Source organism: Enterobacter cloacae complex sp. SHL022, from assembly GCF_049237785.1.
GTDB classification, from domain to species: domain Bacteria; phylum Pseudomonadota; class Gammaproteobacteria; order Enterobacterales; family Enterobacteriaceae; genus Enterobacter; species Enterobacter hormaechei_C.
The window spans coordinates 31,085-44,866 of sequence record NZ_JBMKJH010000012.1; the positions used below are offsets into that span (position 1 = coordinate 31,085).

Annotated in this window: 15 protein-coding genes; 11 read left to right on the top strand and 4 right to left on the bottom strand. The window is 56.5% G+C overall.

The window, feature by feature from the left end; genetic code table 11:
* From ftsN to rraA, 5 genes are all read left to right on the top strand, one after another.
* On the top strand, positions 1-969 hold the full coding sequence (gene ftsN, locus ACOTZD_RS20335; protein WP_003862037.1) for a cell division protein FtsN: 969 nt from the start codon (positions 1-3) through the stop codon (positions 967-969).
* A 94-nt stretch (positions 970-1,063) separates the two neighbouring features.
* Positions 1,064-1,594 (top strand): ATP-dependent protease subunit HslV, encoded by a 531-nt coding sequence (gene hslV, locus ACOTZD_RS20340; protein WP_003862036.1) that lies wholly within the window; start codon positions 1,064-1,066, stop codon positions 1,592-1,594.
* Between the two features lie 9 nt (positions 1,595-1,603).
* Entirely contained in the window at positions 1,604-2,935 is a 1,332-nt protein-coding gene (hslU, locus tag ACOTZD_RS20345) for an HslU--HslV peptidase ATPase subunit (RefSeq protein ID WP_003862035.1), read from the top strand.
* Positions 2,936-3,003: 68 nt separating this feature from the next.
* Positions 3,004-3,924 (top strand): 1,4-dihydroxy-2-naphthoate polyprenyltransferase, encoded by a 921-nt coding sequence (gene menA, locus ACOTZD_RS20350; RefSeq protein WP_022652060.1) that lies wholly within the window; start codon positions 3,004-3,006, stop codon positions 3,922-3,924.
* Between the two features lie 92 nt (positions 3,925-4,016).
* The gene (gene rraA, locus ACOTZD_RS20355; RefSeq protein ID WP_003862032.1) at positions 4,017-4,502 is read left to right on the top strand and encodes a ribonuclease E activity regulator RraA; all 486 of its coding nucleotides are present in this window, start codon (positions 4,017-4,019) and stop codon (positions 4,500-4,502) included.
* A gap of 80 nt (positions 4,503-4,582) precedes the next feature.
* Here the strand turns inward: rraA and zapB are convergent, their stop codons facing one another.
* The gene (gene zapB / locus ACOTZD_RS20360) at positions 4,583-4,822 is read right to left on the bottom strand and encodes a septal ring assembly protein ZapB (protein WP_003862031.1); all 240 of its coding nucleotides are present in this window, start codon (positions 4,820-4,822) and stop codon (positions 4,583-4,585) included.
* Positions 4,823-5,221: 399 nt separating this feature from the next.
* Between zapB and ACOTZD_RS20365 the strand changes: the two genes are divergently transcribed.
* From ACOTZD_RS20365 to fpr, 4 genes are all read left to right on the top strand, one after another.
* Positions 5,222-6,067: an MIP/aquaporin family protein gene (locus ACOTZD_RS20365; protein ID WP_003862030.1), complete on the top strand. Its 846-nt coding sequence runs from the start codon at positions 5,222-5,224 to the stop codon at positions 6,065-6,067.
* Between the two features lie 21 nt (positions 6,068-6,088).
* Entirely contained in the window at positions 6,089-7,597 is a 1,509-nt protein-coding gene (glpK, locus tag ACOTZD_RS20370; RefSeq protein ID WP_003862028.1) for a glycerol kinase GlpK, read from the top strand.
* A gap of 123 nt (positions 7,598-7,720) precedes the next feature.
* Positions 7,721-8,731, top strand: a complete 1,011-nt coding sequence (gene glpX, locus ACOTZD_RS20375; RefSeq protein ID WP_023315041.1) for a class II fructose-bisphosphatase — start codon at positions 7,721-7,723, stop codon at positions 8,729-8,731.
* Between the two features lie 96 nt (positions 8,732-8,827).
* On the top strand, positions 8,828-9,574 hold the full coding sequence (gene fpr, locus ACOTZD_RS20380) for a ferredoxin--NADP(+) reductase (RefSeq protein ID WP_174402269.1): 747 nt from the start codon (positions 8,828-8,830) through the stop codon (positions 9,572-9,574).
* Here the strand turns inward: fpr and ACOTZD_RS20385 are convergent, their stop codons facing one another.
* Positions 9,575-9,994: a DUF805 domain-containing protein gene (locus ACOTZD_RS20385; RefSeq protein ID WP_003862022.1), complete on the bottom strand. Its 420-nt coding sequence runs from the start codon at positions 9,992-9,994 to the stop codon at positions 9,575-9,577.
* Between the two features lie 112 nt (positions 9,995-10,106).
* Between ACOTZD_RS20385 and ACOTZD_RS20390 the strand changes: the two genes are divergently transcribed.
* Both ACOTZD_RS20390 and tpiA read left to right on the top strand, forming a co-directional pair.
* Entirely contained in the window at positions 10,107-10,703 is a 597-nt protein-coding gene (locus ACOTZD_RS20390; RefSeq protein ID WP_174402270.1) for a DUF1454 family protein, read from the top strand.
* Between the two features lie 111 nt (positions 10,704-10,814).
* Positions 10,815-11,582, top strand: a complete 768-nt coding sequence (tpiA, locus tag ACOTZD_RS20395) for a triose-phosphate isomerase (RefSeq protein WP_003862019.1) — start codon at positions 10,815-10,817, stop codon at positions 11,580-11,582.
* 47 nt (positions 11,583-11,629) lie between these two features.
* On the opposite strand, the gene ACOTZD_RS20400 is transcribed toward tpiA, so the two are convergent.
* Positions 11,630-12,934, bottom strand: a complete 1,305-nt coding sequence (locus tag ACOTZD_RS20400) for an SLC13 family permease (RefSeq protein ID WP_045331518.1) — start codon at positions 12,932-12,934, stop codon at positions 11,630-11,632.
* Positions 12,935-13,007: 73 nt separating this feature from the next.
* Complete coding sequence (locus tag ACOTZD_RS20405; RefSeq protein ID WP_003862014.1) at positions 13,008-13,751, bottom strand: CDP-diacylglycerol diphosphatase; 744 nt, start codon at positions 13,749-13,751, stop codon at positions 13,008-13,010.
* Positions 13,752-13,782: the final 31 nt, after the last annotated feature.

Genomic DNA, 13,782 nt, shown 5'->3' on the forward strand with positions numbered 1-13,782 from the left:
GTGGCACAACGAGATTATGTACGTCGCGGCCAGCCGGCACCTTCGCGACGCAAAAAGAGTAGTTCAAAAAGCAAGCAACGTAGCCTGTCTGCTGTCTCCCCAGCCATGGTCGCCATTGCTGCGGCCGTGCTGGTGGCCTTTATTGGCGGCCTCTACTTCATTACGCATCATAAAAAAGAAGAGTCTGAAGCCCTTCAGGGTAACAAGGTCGTCGGCAACGGCCTTCCTCCTAAGCCTGAAGAGCGCTGGCGCTACATTAAAGAGCTGGAAAGCCGCCAGCCTGGCGTACGTGCGCCTACCGAGCCTTCTGCCGGGGGTGAAGTGAAGAATGCCGATCAGCTGACGGACGAACAGCGTCAATTGCTCGCTCAGATGCAGGCGGACATGCGCCAGCAGCCTACGCAGTTGAACGAAGTGCCGTGGAACGAACAAACCCCGGCGCAGCGTCAGCAAACATTGCAGCGCCAGCGTCAGGCTCAGCAGCAAACGCAACAGCAGCAGTGGACGCAGACGCAGCCGGTACAGCAGCCGCGTTCACAACCGCAGCAGCAGACGCGTACCGTACAAACTCAGCCTGTCCAGCAGCAACCGAAGGCGCAGCCGCAGAAGCAAACGGCACAGCCGTATCAGGATCTGTTGCAGACGCCTGCGCATACCACTGCGCAACAGCCAAAAACGCAGCAGGCTGCGCCGGTCACCAAAGAGACCGAGGTGCCGAAGCAGACGGCTGAGAAAAAAGATGAACGCCGCTGGATGGTTCAGTGCGGTTCGTTTAAAGGCGCCGAACAGGCAGAAACGGTGCGTGCTCAGCTGGCATTTGAAGGATTTGACTCACGCATTACCACCAATAACGGCTGGAATCGCGTAGTGATTGGACCGGTCAAAGGCAAAGAAAACGCAGACGGCACCATTTCCCGTTTGAAAGTGGCTGGCCACACAAACTGCATTCGACTCGCCTCCGGGGGTTGAAACCCCCAAAATCCCCCCCATCTATCATTTAATTCAGCCCTGAGCACAGGCTCAGGGCTTCTGTTTCCCGAATCTGTAACCAGGGGGTCTGCTCGTGACAACAATAGTAAGTGTACGCCGTAACGGCCAGGTGGTAATTGCCGGTGATGGCCAGGCCACGCTGGGTAATACCGTCATGAAAGGCAACGTGAAGAAAGTACGTCGTCTTTATAACGACAAAGTGATCGCCGGTTTCGCAGGCGGCACGGCTGATGCCTTCACGCTGTTTGAACTGTTTGAACGCAAACTGGAAATGCATCAGGGTCATCTGGTGAAAGCCGCCGTTGAGCTGGCAAAAGACTGGCGTACCGACCGCATGCTACGCAAGCTCGAAGCGCTGCTGGCCGTGGCTGACGAAAACGCCTCGCTGATCATCACCGGTAACGGCGACGTAGTTCAGCCTGAAAACGACCTGATTGCCATCGGCTCTGGCGGCCCGTACGCCCAGGCCGCAGCCCGTGCGCTGTTGGAAAATACCGACATGAACGCGCGCGATATCGCGGTGAAAGCGTTGGATATTGCAGGTGATATCTGCATCTATACCAACCACAATCACACCATCGAAGAATTACCGTCTAAAGCGTAAGGATCGCCCATGTCTGAAATGACCCCACGCGAAATTGTCAGCGAACTGAACAAACACATTATCGGCCAGGACAATGCCAAGCGCTCCGTGGCTATCGCACTGCGTAACCGCTGGCGTCGCATGCAGCTCGACGAAGAGCTTCGCCACGAAGTGACGCCAAAAAATATTCTGATGATCGGCCCGACCGGTGTGGGTAAAACCGAAATCGCCCGTCGTCTGGCCAAACTGGCTAACGCGCCGTTCATCAAAGTTGAAGCCACTAAGTTCACCGAAGTGGGCTATGTGGGTAAAGAAGTGGACTCCATCATCCGCGATCTGACCGATTCGGCGATTAAGATGGTGCGCGTCCAGGCGATTGAGAAAAACCGCTATCGCGCCGAAGAGATGGCCGAAGAGCGTATTCTCGACGTGCTGATCCCACCGGCAAAAAACAACTGGGGACAGGCTGAACAGCAGTCTGAACCTTCTGCTGCGCGTCAGGCATTCCGCAAAAAACTGCGCGAAGGCGAGCTGGACGATAAAGAGATTGAGATCGATCTCGCTGCCGCGCCAATGGGCGTGGAAATTATGGCGCCTCCGGGCATGGAAGAGATGACCAGCCAGTTGCAGTCCATGTTCCAGAACCTGGGCGGGCAGAAGCAGAAAGCGCGTAAGCTGAAAATCAAAGACGCGATGAAGCTGCTGATTGAAGAAGAAGCCGCGAAGCTGGTTAACCCGGAGGAGCTGAAACAGGACGCTATCGACGCGGTTGAGCAGCACGGTATCGTGTTTATCGACGAAATCGACAAAATCTGTAAGCGCGGCAACGCGTCCGGCCCGGATGTCTCCCGCGAAGGCGTTCAGCGCGACCTGCTGCCGCTGGTGGAAGGATGCACCGTCTCCACCAAGCACGGCATGGTTAAAACTGACCACATTCTGTTTATCGCCTCCGGTGCGTTCCAGATTGCCAGCCCGTCTGACCTGATCCCGGAACTCCAGGGTCGTCTGCCAATCCGCGTTGAGTTGCAGGCGCTGACCACCGAAGATTTCGAACGTATCCTGACTGAGCCAAACGCTTCTGTGACCGTACAGTACAAAGCGCTGATGGCGACCGAAGGCGTGAACATTGAATTTACCGATGACGGTATCAAGCGCATCGCCCAGGCCGCGTGGCAGGTCAACGAAACCACCGAGAACATCGGTGCGCGTCGTCTGCACACCGTGCTGGAACGCCTGATGGAAGACATCTCTTATGATGCGAGCGACCTTAACGGTCAAAGCATTACCATTGACGCAGACTATGTGGGCAAACACCTGGATGCGTTAGTGGCAGATGAAGATCTGAGCCGTTTTATTCTATAATCGCGTTCAATGCATTTTCATCACTGTTGATGGGGGCTATGGCCCCCATTTTTATTGGCTAAATAACTATGACTGATATCAGCCGTACACAGGCGTGGCTCGAAAGTCTGCGCCCTAAAACGCTTCCTCTGGCTTTTGCCGCCATTATTGTCGGTACCACGCTTGCCTGGTGGCAGGGTCATTTCGATCCGCTGGTAGCAGGCCTGGCGCTTGTCACCGCCGGGCTGCTGCAAATCCTCTCTAATCTCGCCAATGATTACGGCGATGCGGTAAAGGGCAGCGACAAGCCTGACCGTATCGGGCCGCTGCGCGGGATGCAAAAAGGGGTGATTACCCAGGCACAGATGAAACGGGCGCTGATTATCACCGTGGTATTGATTTGCCTGTCCGGGCTGGCGCTGGTGACGGTCGCGTCGAAAACCACCAGTGATTTCATTGGCTTCCTGGTGCTGGGCTTGCTTGCCATTATTGCAGCCATTACCTATACCGTCGGGACGCGTCCTTACGGGTATATTGGTCTGGGCGACATCTCCGTGCTGGTGTTCTTCGGCTGGCTGAGCGTGATGGGAAGCTGGTACTTGCAGGCGCATACGGTGATACCTGCCCTGTTCCTGCCGGCGACCGCCTGCGGTCTGCTGGCGACGGCGGTGCTGAATATCAATAACCTGCGCGACATCGACAGCGACCGCGAGAACGGTAAAAACACGCTGGCCGTGCGTCTGGGTCCTGTAAATGCACGCCGCTATCACGCCTTCCTGCTCATCGGCGCGCTGGTCTGCCTGGCACTGTTCAATCTGATCTCTCTGCACAGCCTGTGGGGCTGGCTGTTTGTGCTCGCCGCACCGCTGCTGATTAAGCAGGCCCGCTATGTCATGCGTGAACGCAGCCCGGCCGCCATGCCACCGATGCTGGAACGTACGGTAAAAGGCGCGTTACTGACTAACCTGCTGTTCGTCATCGGGATTGTCTTAAGCCAGACGCTGAGTTAGCTGACAAATATCAATTAACAATTGATGATTTTGCCAACAACGCATTTCGCACGATATACTGAACACATTCGCAGCAACAGAGCGTTAAACCTATGAAATACGATACCTCCGAGCTTTGTGACATCTACCAGGAAGATGTCAACGTCGTTGAACCCCTGTTCTCCAACTTTGGTGGACGGTCGTCGTTTGGCGGACAAATCATCACGGTGAAATGTTTCGAGGACAACGGGTTGCTGTACGATCTGCTCGAAGAGAACGGTCGTGGCCGCGTTCTGCTGGTGGATGGTGGCGGTTCAGTGCGCCGTGCACTGATCGATGCGGACCTCGCTCGCCTTGCGGTGCAAAACGAGTGGGAAGGGATTGTGGTCTACGGCTCCGTGCGCCAGGTGGACGATCTGGAAGATCTGGATATCGGTATTCAGGCCATTGCCGCCATTCCGGTTGGCGCAGCGGGTGAAGGCATCGGCGAAAGCGACGTGCGCGTTAACTTCGGCGGCGTGACCTTCTTCTCGGGTGACCACCTTTATGCTGACAATACCGGCATTATCCTTTCTGAGGATGCGCTGGATATTGAGTAGTTAATCGGTAAGCGAGATGCATAAAAAAGCCGGGTGGCGGCTACGCCTTACCCGGCCTGTTCAATTCATTCCCAAGGAAATCAGACTTCTTCCATACGTCCCAGCAGCGCCTGCAAGCGTTCCTGCCAGCCGTTCTGCTGTTCGCGCAGCTGGTTGTTTTCGCGCTCCAGTTCTTCGCGGCTGTGCTGAGCGTTCTGAACTTCCTGAGACAGGGAGTTGTTCTTCTCTTTCAGTTCTTCAATTTCCATTTGCAGCAGCGTGATGGTGTCAATCGCCTGCTGTACTTTCGATTCCAGTTTCTCAAACACTTCTAAAGACATGATCCTACCTCTCCTGAATTGCAAGGCGACGCTTTAACGTAAACGCGCACAACATATGTTCCGATTGTATGGAGCGCCGTCGCCCCTGTCCAGCGGCATGCCACGCAGATCGTGGTTTGCAACACTTTTCGGCCTCGTCCTGGTGCGTTCGCCGCATATACCCCTAAGTTGTTAACCCATAAGTTAAAGAAATGATTCAACCCACAATCATTACCTGATGCAAAAACGCGCTTTATGGCGCGAAAACGCTCATTTTATTGACACAGACCACACATTTCGATTTCGATATTTCTCGTTTGTGCTCGTTAACGATAAATTAACACTATGTCTACAGGGCATCGTGACTGTCACGGGCGGTCACGCAAACAATAAACATTACTCTTTTGCAGGATTCCGATTATGAGTCAGACATCAACCTTAAAAGGCCAGTGCATTGCCGAGTTCCTGGGTACCGGGTTGTTGATATTCTTCGGAGTAGGCTGTGTCGCTGCACTGAAAGTGGCGGGTGCCAGTTTTGGTCAGTGGGAAATCAGTATTATCTGGGGTCTGGGCGTGGCGATGGCCATCTACCTGACCGCAGGGGTTTCCGGCGCACATCTTAACCCGGCGGTGACCATCGCGTTGTGGCTATTCGCGTGCTTTGACGGACGCAAAGTTGTTCCTTTCATCATTTCGCAATTTGCCGGCGCCTTTTGCGCAGCGGCGTTAGTTTACGGGCTTTATTACAATCTTTTCATCGACTTCGAACAGACGCATCATATGGTGCGTGGCAGTGTCGAAAGTCTGGATCTGGCAGGCATTTTCTCAACGTATCCGAATCCGCATATCAATTTTGTGCAGGCGTTCGCAGTTGAAATGGTGATTACCGCTATTCTGATGGGCGTCATTATGGCGCTGGGCGACGACGGAAACGGCATTCCGCGCGGCCCGCTGGCACCACTTCTGATTGGCCTTCTGATTGCGGTGATTGGCGCATCCATGGGTCCGCTGACCGGTTTTGCGATGAATCCGGCGCGTGACCTGGGTCCAAAAACCTTCGCCTTCTTTGCGGGATGGGGCGATGTCGCCTTCACGGGCGGCAAAGACATTCCTTACTTCCTGGTTCCGCTGTTCGGGCCAATTGTAGGGGCGGCACTGGGCGCATTCGGCTATCGCAAATTAATTGGTCGCCACTTACCGTGCGACACCTGTGTGGAAGAGGAAAAAGAGACAACTTCCACCACACAACAAAAAGCTTCGCTGTAATCTGACTACGGGACACATACCATGACCGAAAAAAAATATATCGTTGCGCTCGACCAGGGCACTACCAGCTCCCGCGCTGTCGTAATGGATCATGACGCGAACATTGTCAGCGTGTCTCAACGCGAATTTGAGCAAATTTATCCGCGTCCAGGCTGGGTTGAACACGACCCGATGGAGATCTGGGCGTCACAAAGCTCCACGCTGGTGGAAGTGCTGGCGAAAGCCGACATCAGTTCTGACCAGATTGCCGCTATCGGTATCACCAACCAGCGTGAAACGACTGTGGTCTGGGAGCGCGAAACCGGTAAGCCCATCTACAACGCCATCGTCTGGCAGTGCCGCCGTACGTCAGAGATCTGCGAACAGCTGAAGCGCGACGGGATGGAAGAGTACGTGCGCAGCGCCACCGGCCTGGTGGTTGACCCCTATTTCTCCGGCACCAAAGTGAAGTGGATCCTCGACCACGTGGAAGGTTCACGCGAGCGCGCACGTCGTGGCGAGCTGCTCTTCGGTACCGTCGATACCTGGCTTATCTGGAAGATGACTCAGGGACGCGTTCACGTCACCGACTACACCAACGCCTCGCGCACCATGCTGTTCAACATCAACACTCTGGAGTGGGATGACAAGATGCTGGACGCGCTGGACATTCCGCGAGCGATGCTGCCAGACGTGCGTAAATCTTCAGAAGTGTACGGCCAGACCAACATTGGCGGTAAAGGCGGCACGCGTATTCCTATCGCCGGTATCGCCGGTGACCAGCAGGCAGCCCTGTTCGGCCAGCTGTGCGTAAAAGAAGGGATGGCGAAGAACACCTACGGCACCGGCTGCTTTATGCTGATGAACACGGGCGAGAAAGCGGTGAAATCAGAAAACGGTCTGCTGACCACCATCGCCTGCGGCCCGCGCGGCGAAGTGAACTATGCCCTGGAAGGCGCGGTATTCATGGCGGGTGCCTCCATTCAGTGGCTGCGCGACGAGATGAAGCTGATTAGCGACGCGTTTGACTCCGAATACTTCGCGACCAAAGTGAAAGACACCAACGGCGTGTACGTGGTGCCAGCGTTCACCGGTCTGGGCGCACCGTACTGGGATCCGTACGCCCGCGGCGCGATTTTCGGCCTGACGCGCGGCGTGAACTCAAACCACATCATTCGCGCGACGCTGGAATCCATCGCCTACCAGACGCGCGACGTGCTGGAAGCGATGCAGGCTGACTCCGGCATTCGTCTGCACGCCCTGCGCGTGGACGGCGGTGCAGTAGCCAACAACTTTCTGATGCAGTTCCAGTCCGACATTCTGGGCACTCGCGTTGAACGTCCTGAGGTGCGAGAAGTGACGGCGCTGGGCGCGGCGTATCTGGCAGGTCTGGCGGTTGGCTTCTGGCAAAACCTCGACGAGCTTCAGGAAAAAGCGGTTATCGAACGCGAATTCCGTCCTGGCATCGAAACCACCGAGCGCAACTACCGCTACAGCGGCTGGAAGAAAGCGGTGAAACGTGCCCTGGCGTGGGAAGAGCACGACGAGTAAGCCTATATTCCCTCTCCCCTGGGGAGAGGGTTAGGGTGAGGGGCTCCAACCGCACCGGTCCCCTCGACCCTCCCCACTCTGTGATAAACTTCGTGCAATTCCTTTTGATTGTACGAGTACCTCATGAAACGTGAACTTGCTATCGAGTTTTCCCGCGTCACCGAAGCTGCCGCCCTCGCAGGCTACAAGTGGCTGGGCCGTGGCGACAAAAATACCGCAGACGGCGCAGCCGTCCACGCCATGCGCATTGTGCTTAATCAGGTTAACATCGACGGCACTATCGTCATCGGTGAAGGCGAGATCGACGAAGCGCCGATGCTCTACATCGGTGAAAAGGTCGGGACCGGCAAAGGCGATGCGGTGGATATCGCGGTCGACCCGATCGAAGGCACGCGCATGACGGCGATGGGCCAGGCCAACGCGCTGGCGGTACTGGCGGTGGGCGATAAGGGCTGCTTCCTCAACGCGCCCGATATGTACATGGAAAAGCTGATCGTCGGTCCTGGCGCTAAAGGCGCTATCGACCTTAGTCTGCCGCTGGACGCCAACCTGCGCAATATCGCTGCGGCGCTGGGTAAAGCGCTCAGCGAACTCACCGTGACCATTCTGGCGAAACCGCGCCACGACGCCACCATCGCGTACCTGCAAACGCTTGGCGTGCGCGTATTTGCTATTCCGGATGGCGACGTTGCCGCCTCTATTCTGACCTGCATGCCTGACAGCGAAGTCGACGTGCTTTACGGCATCGGCGGCGCGCCGGAGGGTGTGGTCTCTGCGGCAGTGATCCGCGCGCTGGATGGCGATATGCAGGCGCGTCTGCTGCCACGCCATGAGGTGAAAGGCGACAGCGACGAGAACCTTCGCATTGGTGCAGACGAACTGGCGCGCTGCGCGGCGATGGGCATCGAGGCCAATAAAGTGCTCGCGCTAAACGAGATGGCCCGCAGCGATAACGTGGTCTTCTCCGCAACCGGCATCACCAAAGGCGATCTGCTGGACGGCATCACCCGCAAGGGCAACATGGCCACCACTGAAACCCTGCTGATCCGCGGTAAATCCCGCACTATTCGCCGCATTAAGTCCATTCATTATCTCGATCGTAAAGATCCGGACGTACAGACGCACATTCTGTAAAACCGTTTGATCGATAGAGCTTTCCGGCCCGAATGGGCTGGAAATGTTTCCCACAACTACGGAAGATAGAAGAGAGAAACAGCACAGGAGAAGATCATGGCGGACTGGGTAACAGGTAAAGTCACAAAGGTACAGTTCTGGACCGATGCGCTATTTAGCCTCACGCTGCACGCTCCCGTTCATCCGTTTACTGCCGGGCAGTTTGCCAAACTCGGGCTGGATATCGACGGTGAACGCGTACAGCGCGCCTACTCTTACGTTAATGCGCCTGATAACCCGGACCTTGAGTTCTATCTGGTCACCGTCCCGGACGGTAAGCTCAGCCCGCGCCTCGCCGCGCTGAAGCCAGGCGATGAAGTGCAGATTGTCTCCGACGCGGCGGGGTTCTTCGTGCTGGATGAAATCCCCGACTGTGACACGCTCTGGATGCTGGCGACCGGCACGGCCATCGGCCCGTTTCTTTCCATTCTGCAATACGGCAAAGATCTGGAGCGCTTTAAAAATATCGTGCTGGTTCACGCCGCGCGCTACGCCGCAGACCTGAGCTATTTGCCGCAGATGCAGGCGCTGGAACAGCGTTACGGCGGGAAATTAAAGATTCAGACGGTGGTCAGCCGCGAAACCGCAGACGGCTCGTTAACCGGCCGCGTTCCGGCGTTGATTGAAAGCGGCGCGCTGGAAGAGGCGGTGGGTTTACCGATGAATACCGAAACCAGCCACGTGATGCTGTGCGGCAACCCGCAGATGGTGCGCGATACGCAGCAGTTGCTGAAGGATACCCGGCAGATGACGAAGCACCTTCGCCGTCGGCCGGGCCACATGACCGCCGAACACTACTGGTGATCAGCGGTACTTCACCTCAAGGGTATCTTTTCCATATTTGTTCTCGCTCTGGGTGCCGATAAACGCGCCCAGTTCGACAACCATCATTACAAAGATAACCGTCGGCAGCAGTCTGCCCACCACCCATGGGAGGATTGAGGGCAGCAATGACCAGTTCCCCGCCACCAGCATCCACGCCAGGATAATCAGGAAAGCCCATGCGCCGGAGCGGCCACGATCGTGCAGACGTTTCACCACCACGGCGGCGGTTGGCCACAGTAAACAGACCAGCGCAAATGCCGCGGTTTGCGTGCTCAGCCATGCGTTGTAGGCAACAAAAAACAGAAGCAGCATGGCGACAACCCACGTTGCAATCCAGATCCAGAAGTCACGGCGCCCAATACGCCCTTTGAATGAAAACAGCCACTGCTGTATGGTCATGTAAGGTTCCTTATTATTGTTTAGCCCGCATTTTACCCTGGAGTTGTGACCTTTTGACAAGCCGACCAGATATCGTTTTAATCATGGGCAATGACGGCCAGGGGCAATGTTGATGAAAAGTTCGGCACACTCTCTTTATTTGTGTTTAGCGATGCTGAGCGCCAGTTTTTCCCTGTACGCCACGGAAACGGCTTCCCCGGTCACCGCCCCCTATCTTCTGGCGGGCGCTCCCTCTTTCGATCAATCTATCAGCCAGTTCCGCGAAGCCTTCAACAAAGAAAATCCCTTACTTCCGTTGGGAGAGTTCCGAGCGATTGACAGCGCCCGCGATACGCCGACCCTGACCCGCGCGGCCAGCAAAATTAACGAGAATCTGTATGCCTCTACCGCCCTTGAGCGCGGAACGTTAAAAATCAAAAGCATGCAGATCACCTGGCTGCCGATTCAGGGGCCAGAGCAGAAAGCGGCGAAAGCGAAAGCGCTGGAGTACATGAGCGCTATTCTGCGCGCCTTTACCCCCACCTTCACGAAAGCACAAAGCCAGCAAAAGCTGCAAAAACTTCTTACCGCGGGGAAAAACAAACGCTATTACGCCGATACGGAAGGTGCCGTTCGCTATGTCGTCGCAGATAACGGCGAAAAGGGGCTGACCTTCGCGGTTGAACCGATTAAGCTGGCCCTATCAGACGCACTCGAGGGGGCGAATTAATGACAAAAAGCAAAGCCTTTCGAGGGAAAATCTCTATACTGATTCACAGACCATGCTGCCCTTAAGGGTGGCCATATTCCTTAATTCGCTTATTGAGCGTGGAGAATTGAAATGCGACATCCTTTAGTGATGGGTAACTGGAAACTGAACGGCAGCCGCCACATGGTAAACGAACTGGTTGCTAACCTGCGTAAAGAGCTGGCTGGCGTGACCGGCTGCGCGGTTGCTATCGCTCCGCCGGATATGTACCTGGATCTGGCTAAACGTGCCGCTGACGGCAGCCACATCATTCTGGGCGCGCAGAACGTTGACGTTAACCTGTCTGGCGCGTTTACCGGTGAAACCTCCGCTGAAATGCTGAAAGACATCGGCGCGAAATACATCATCATCGGCCACTCTGAGCGTCGCACCTACCACAAAGAATCTGACGAGTTCATCGCGAAGAAATTCGCTGTGCTGAAAGAGCAGGGTCTGATCCCGGTTCTGTGCATCGGTGAAACCGAGGCAGAAAACGAAGCGGGTAAAACCGAAGAAGTGTGCGCACGTCAGATCGACGCTGTGCTGAAAACCCAGGGCGCGGCAGCGTTCGAAGGCGCGGTTATCGCTTACGAGCCAGTCTGGGCGATCGGTACAGGCAAATCTGCAACCCCTGCGCAGGCACAGGCGGTGCACAAGTTCATTCGTGACCACATTGCAAAAGCAGACGCGAAAGTGGCTGAGCAGGTCATCATCCAGTACGGCGGTTCCGTTAACGCATCAAACGCAGCTGAGCTGTTCACCCAGCCAGACATCGATGGCGCGCTGGTGGGCGGCGCATCCCTGAAAGCAGACGCTTTCGCGGTGATCGTTAAAGCGGCAGAAGCGGCTAAGCAGGCGTAATTGCCTTTGGGGCGGGTGGCGCTTCGCTAACCCGCCCTACAAAACCACTACAAACGTCCTAATACGCTAAACCACAAATAATCCAGCGGCAGCAGCACCAGATACGTCGCAATCGCCAGCGCCAGGCAGAGCAGCATCCCCGCCTTCGCAGGCACTTTCCCTAAGCCCATCGCCACCACAATTGGCGACGCCTGATACGGCAGCAGCGGTGTGGAATACCCCAGCACCTGGATCATGATCACCGACAGCAGCGGGAAGCCGGTCGCGTCCGAGAAGCTCTGCGCCAGCGTGGTGTACAGCGCCGGAACGCCATTGGCGGTCATAATGAAGTTGAGCGCCGTGGTGATCCCCGTCAGCGCCAGGAAGCTGGTAAACGGGCGATCTGCATCCAGCGGCATGATATGGAGCAACGCCTCGCCTACGGCCGCACCGATACCGGTCTGCGTCACCGTAATGGCCAGCCCGAGTATACCCGCGACGTAAATACAGGTGCGCATATTCACCCCCGCCGAGAACTCCTCCCCGGTGATAAAACCTATACGCGGCAGCATAACGACGACCGAGGCCGCCAGCCCTGTCCACGCTGGGCCCACGCCGTGCCAGCTCTCCGTCACCCACATCGTCAACACCACCGCCAGCAGCCAGGCGAGCCGTTTTTCGTCACGCCCCATCGGTTCCGATGGCGCGAGATCCTTCGCCGGTTTCGGGTTGCCGGGGAACAGCCAGCAGATCAGGCCAATCAGAATCAGGCCTTTGAGAATACCCAGCACCGGGGTGTGCAGCAGCAGATACGGAACATAGTTCAGGTGGATGCCGTATGAGCCTTCCGCCGCGCCGCTCATCACCAGGTTGGGCACGTTGGCGGGCAAAATAGTGGCCGAGAGCTGGAAGGTGCCAAACCCGACCGCCAGCGCCAGGCCAAACCAGGCCCGCGAGCCATCAGGAATGCCGGCCCGCTTCGCCATCGCGGCGACAATCGGCATCAGCAGCGCAATACGTCCCATGTTCGACGGCATCACGAATGCCAGGGCATAGCTCAGTAGCACAACGCTTGCCACCATCAGCACCCAGGAGTCGGTAAGCTTTGCCGACAGCGCCCGGGCGGCCCTGTCCGCCAGGCCGGTTTTCCGAATCGCCACACCCAGCACAAAGCCGCTGAACACCAGCCAGAAGGCAGACGAGGCGAAGCCGCCGAAGATTACTTCCGGCGGGGCGATTCTGGCGGTCATCGCCGCCGTGAAAAACAGCAGCGCGGTGATAAATTCGGGCAACAGCGACGTCGCCCACAGCACGATGGTGACGCCGACGATCAGCGAGGGAAGCAGCAGAGGATGCGTTAACCAGAGCGACATACCTGTCTCCTGTAGAATTTTTCAGCAAGTCTACGGCGACAGGCAGGGCGAGTAAACGCTATTTATGGTGGGGTCACTTCAGGATATCGCATTGATGATCCTGCAATTCCTCAGCTGACGCGCGGTTAAAGGTAAGCAAATTACGCTCTGTCGCCAGCAATACAAACGAGCCGTCTGACTGCTGCGCCATCGCCAGCGCGAAGCGTCCCATATGGTCGCGCGCTTCTGGCAGCTCTTCCGCCAGCATCATAAACGGGCTGCGCTGCACCAGTTCGTTCTCCGTCACCCGACGGGCAAGGTATTCATGCCCTTCCAGCCCGCCCGGAAGCGGTAACCACTGGGTGCTGATTTGCCCCTGCGACGCGTTCAGCTTCTCGCGCACGTCTGGGCGCAGACAGGAGATGTGGATATGAAAATGGTTTTGCGTGCGCCCGGTCGGGGAGTTGATGGTTAGCGAAACGGCGCTGTCAGGCACGTCGGCCCCTCGTTTCATGCTCATAAAATGACGAGACTGCCATGCCAGCCAGAAGAAATTCGGTGTCTGCGGCTCTGTCAGCAGCGGGCTTTCAGTGCCGTTGATACGGTACGTGGGCATCAGCAGGTATTGCAACGGTCCGTTGCGGTCTTTGAACACCACGTAGCCCGCATCTGGCTTCACCTGCGCGCACGGTGCCGGGTTACGGTTATGCAGCTGGTTGGGCACACACTGGTCGAGAACGATATGACGCAACGCATTCGGATTACCCGCTTTCATCCAGTACACGCCGCCTGCGGCAAGGGCGATAACGATCAGAATCAGTAAGATAATTTTTTTCACAACGCGTTCCCTGTTTTCAATAGAGGCAAAA

Coding starts and splice junctions, on each gene's coding strand:
- ACOTZD_RS20390 (WP_174402270.1), top strand. CDS start 10,107: ATGAAAAGTTCGGCACACTCTCTTTATTTGTGTTTAGCGATGCTGAGC.
- ACOTZD_RS20385 (WP_003862022.1), bottom strand. CDS start 9,994: ATGACCATACAGCAGTGGCTGTTTTCATTCAAAGGGCGTATTGGGCGC.
- ACOTZD_RS20365 (WP_003862030.1), top strand. CDS start 5,222: ATGAGTCAGACATCAACCTTAAAAGGCCAGTGCATTGCCGAGTTCCTG.
- rraA (WP_003862032.1), top strand. CDS start 4,017: ATGAAATACGATACCTCCGAGCTTTGTGACATCTACCAGGAAGATGTC.
- fpr (WP_174402269.1), top strand. CDS start 8,828: ATGGCGGACTGGGTAACAGGTAAAGTCACAAAGGTACAGTTCTGGACC.
- glpX (WP_023315041.1), top strand. CDS start 7,721: ATGAAACGTGAACTTGCTATCGAGTTTTCCCGCGTCACCGAAGCTGCC.
- tpiA (WP_003862019.1), top strand. CDS start 10,815: ATGCGACATCCTTTAGTGATGGGTAACTGGAAACTGAACGGCAGCCGC.
- zapB (WP_003862031.1), bottom strand. CDS start 4,822: ATGTCTTTAGAAGTGTTTGAGAAACTGGAATCGAAAGTACAGCAGGCG.
- hslU (WP_003862035.1), top strand. CDS start 1,604: ATGTCTGAAATGACCCCACGCGAAATTGTCAGCGAACTGAACAAACAC.
- glpK (WP_003862028.1), top strand. CDS start 6,089: ATGACCGAAAAAAAATATATCGTTGCGCTCGACCAGGGCACTACCAGC.
- ACOTZD_RS20400 (WP_045331518.1), bottom strand. CDS start 12,934: ATGTCGCTCTGGTTAACGCATCCTCTGCTGCTTCCCTCGCTGATCGTC.
- menA (WP_022652060.1), top strand. CDS start 3,004: ATGACTGATATCAGCCGTACACAGGCGTGGCTCGAAAGTCTGCGCCCT.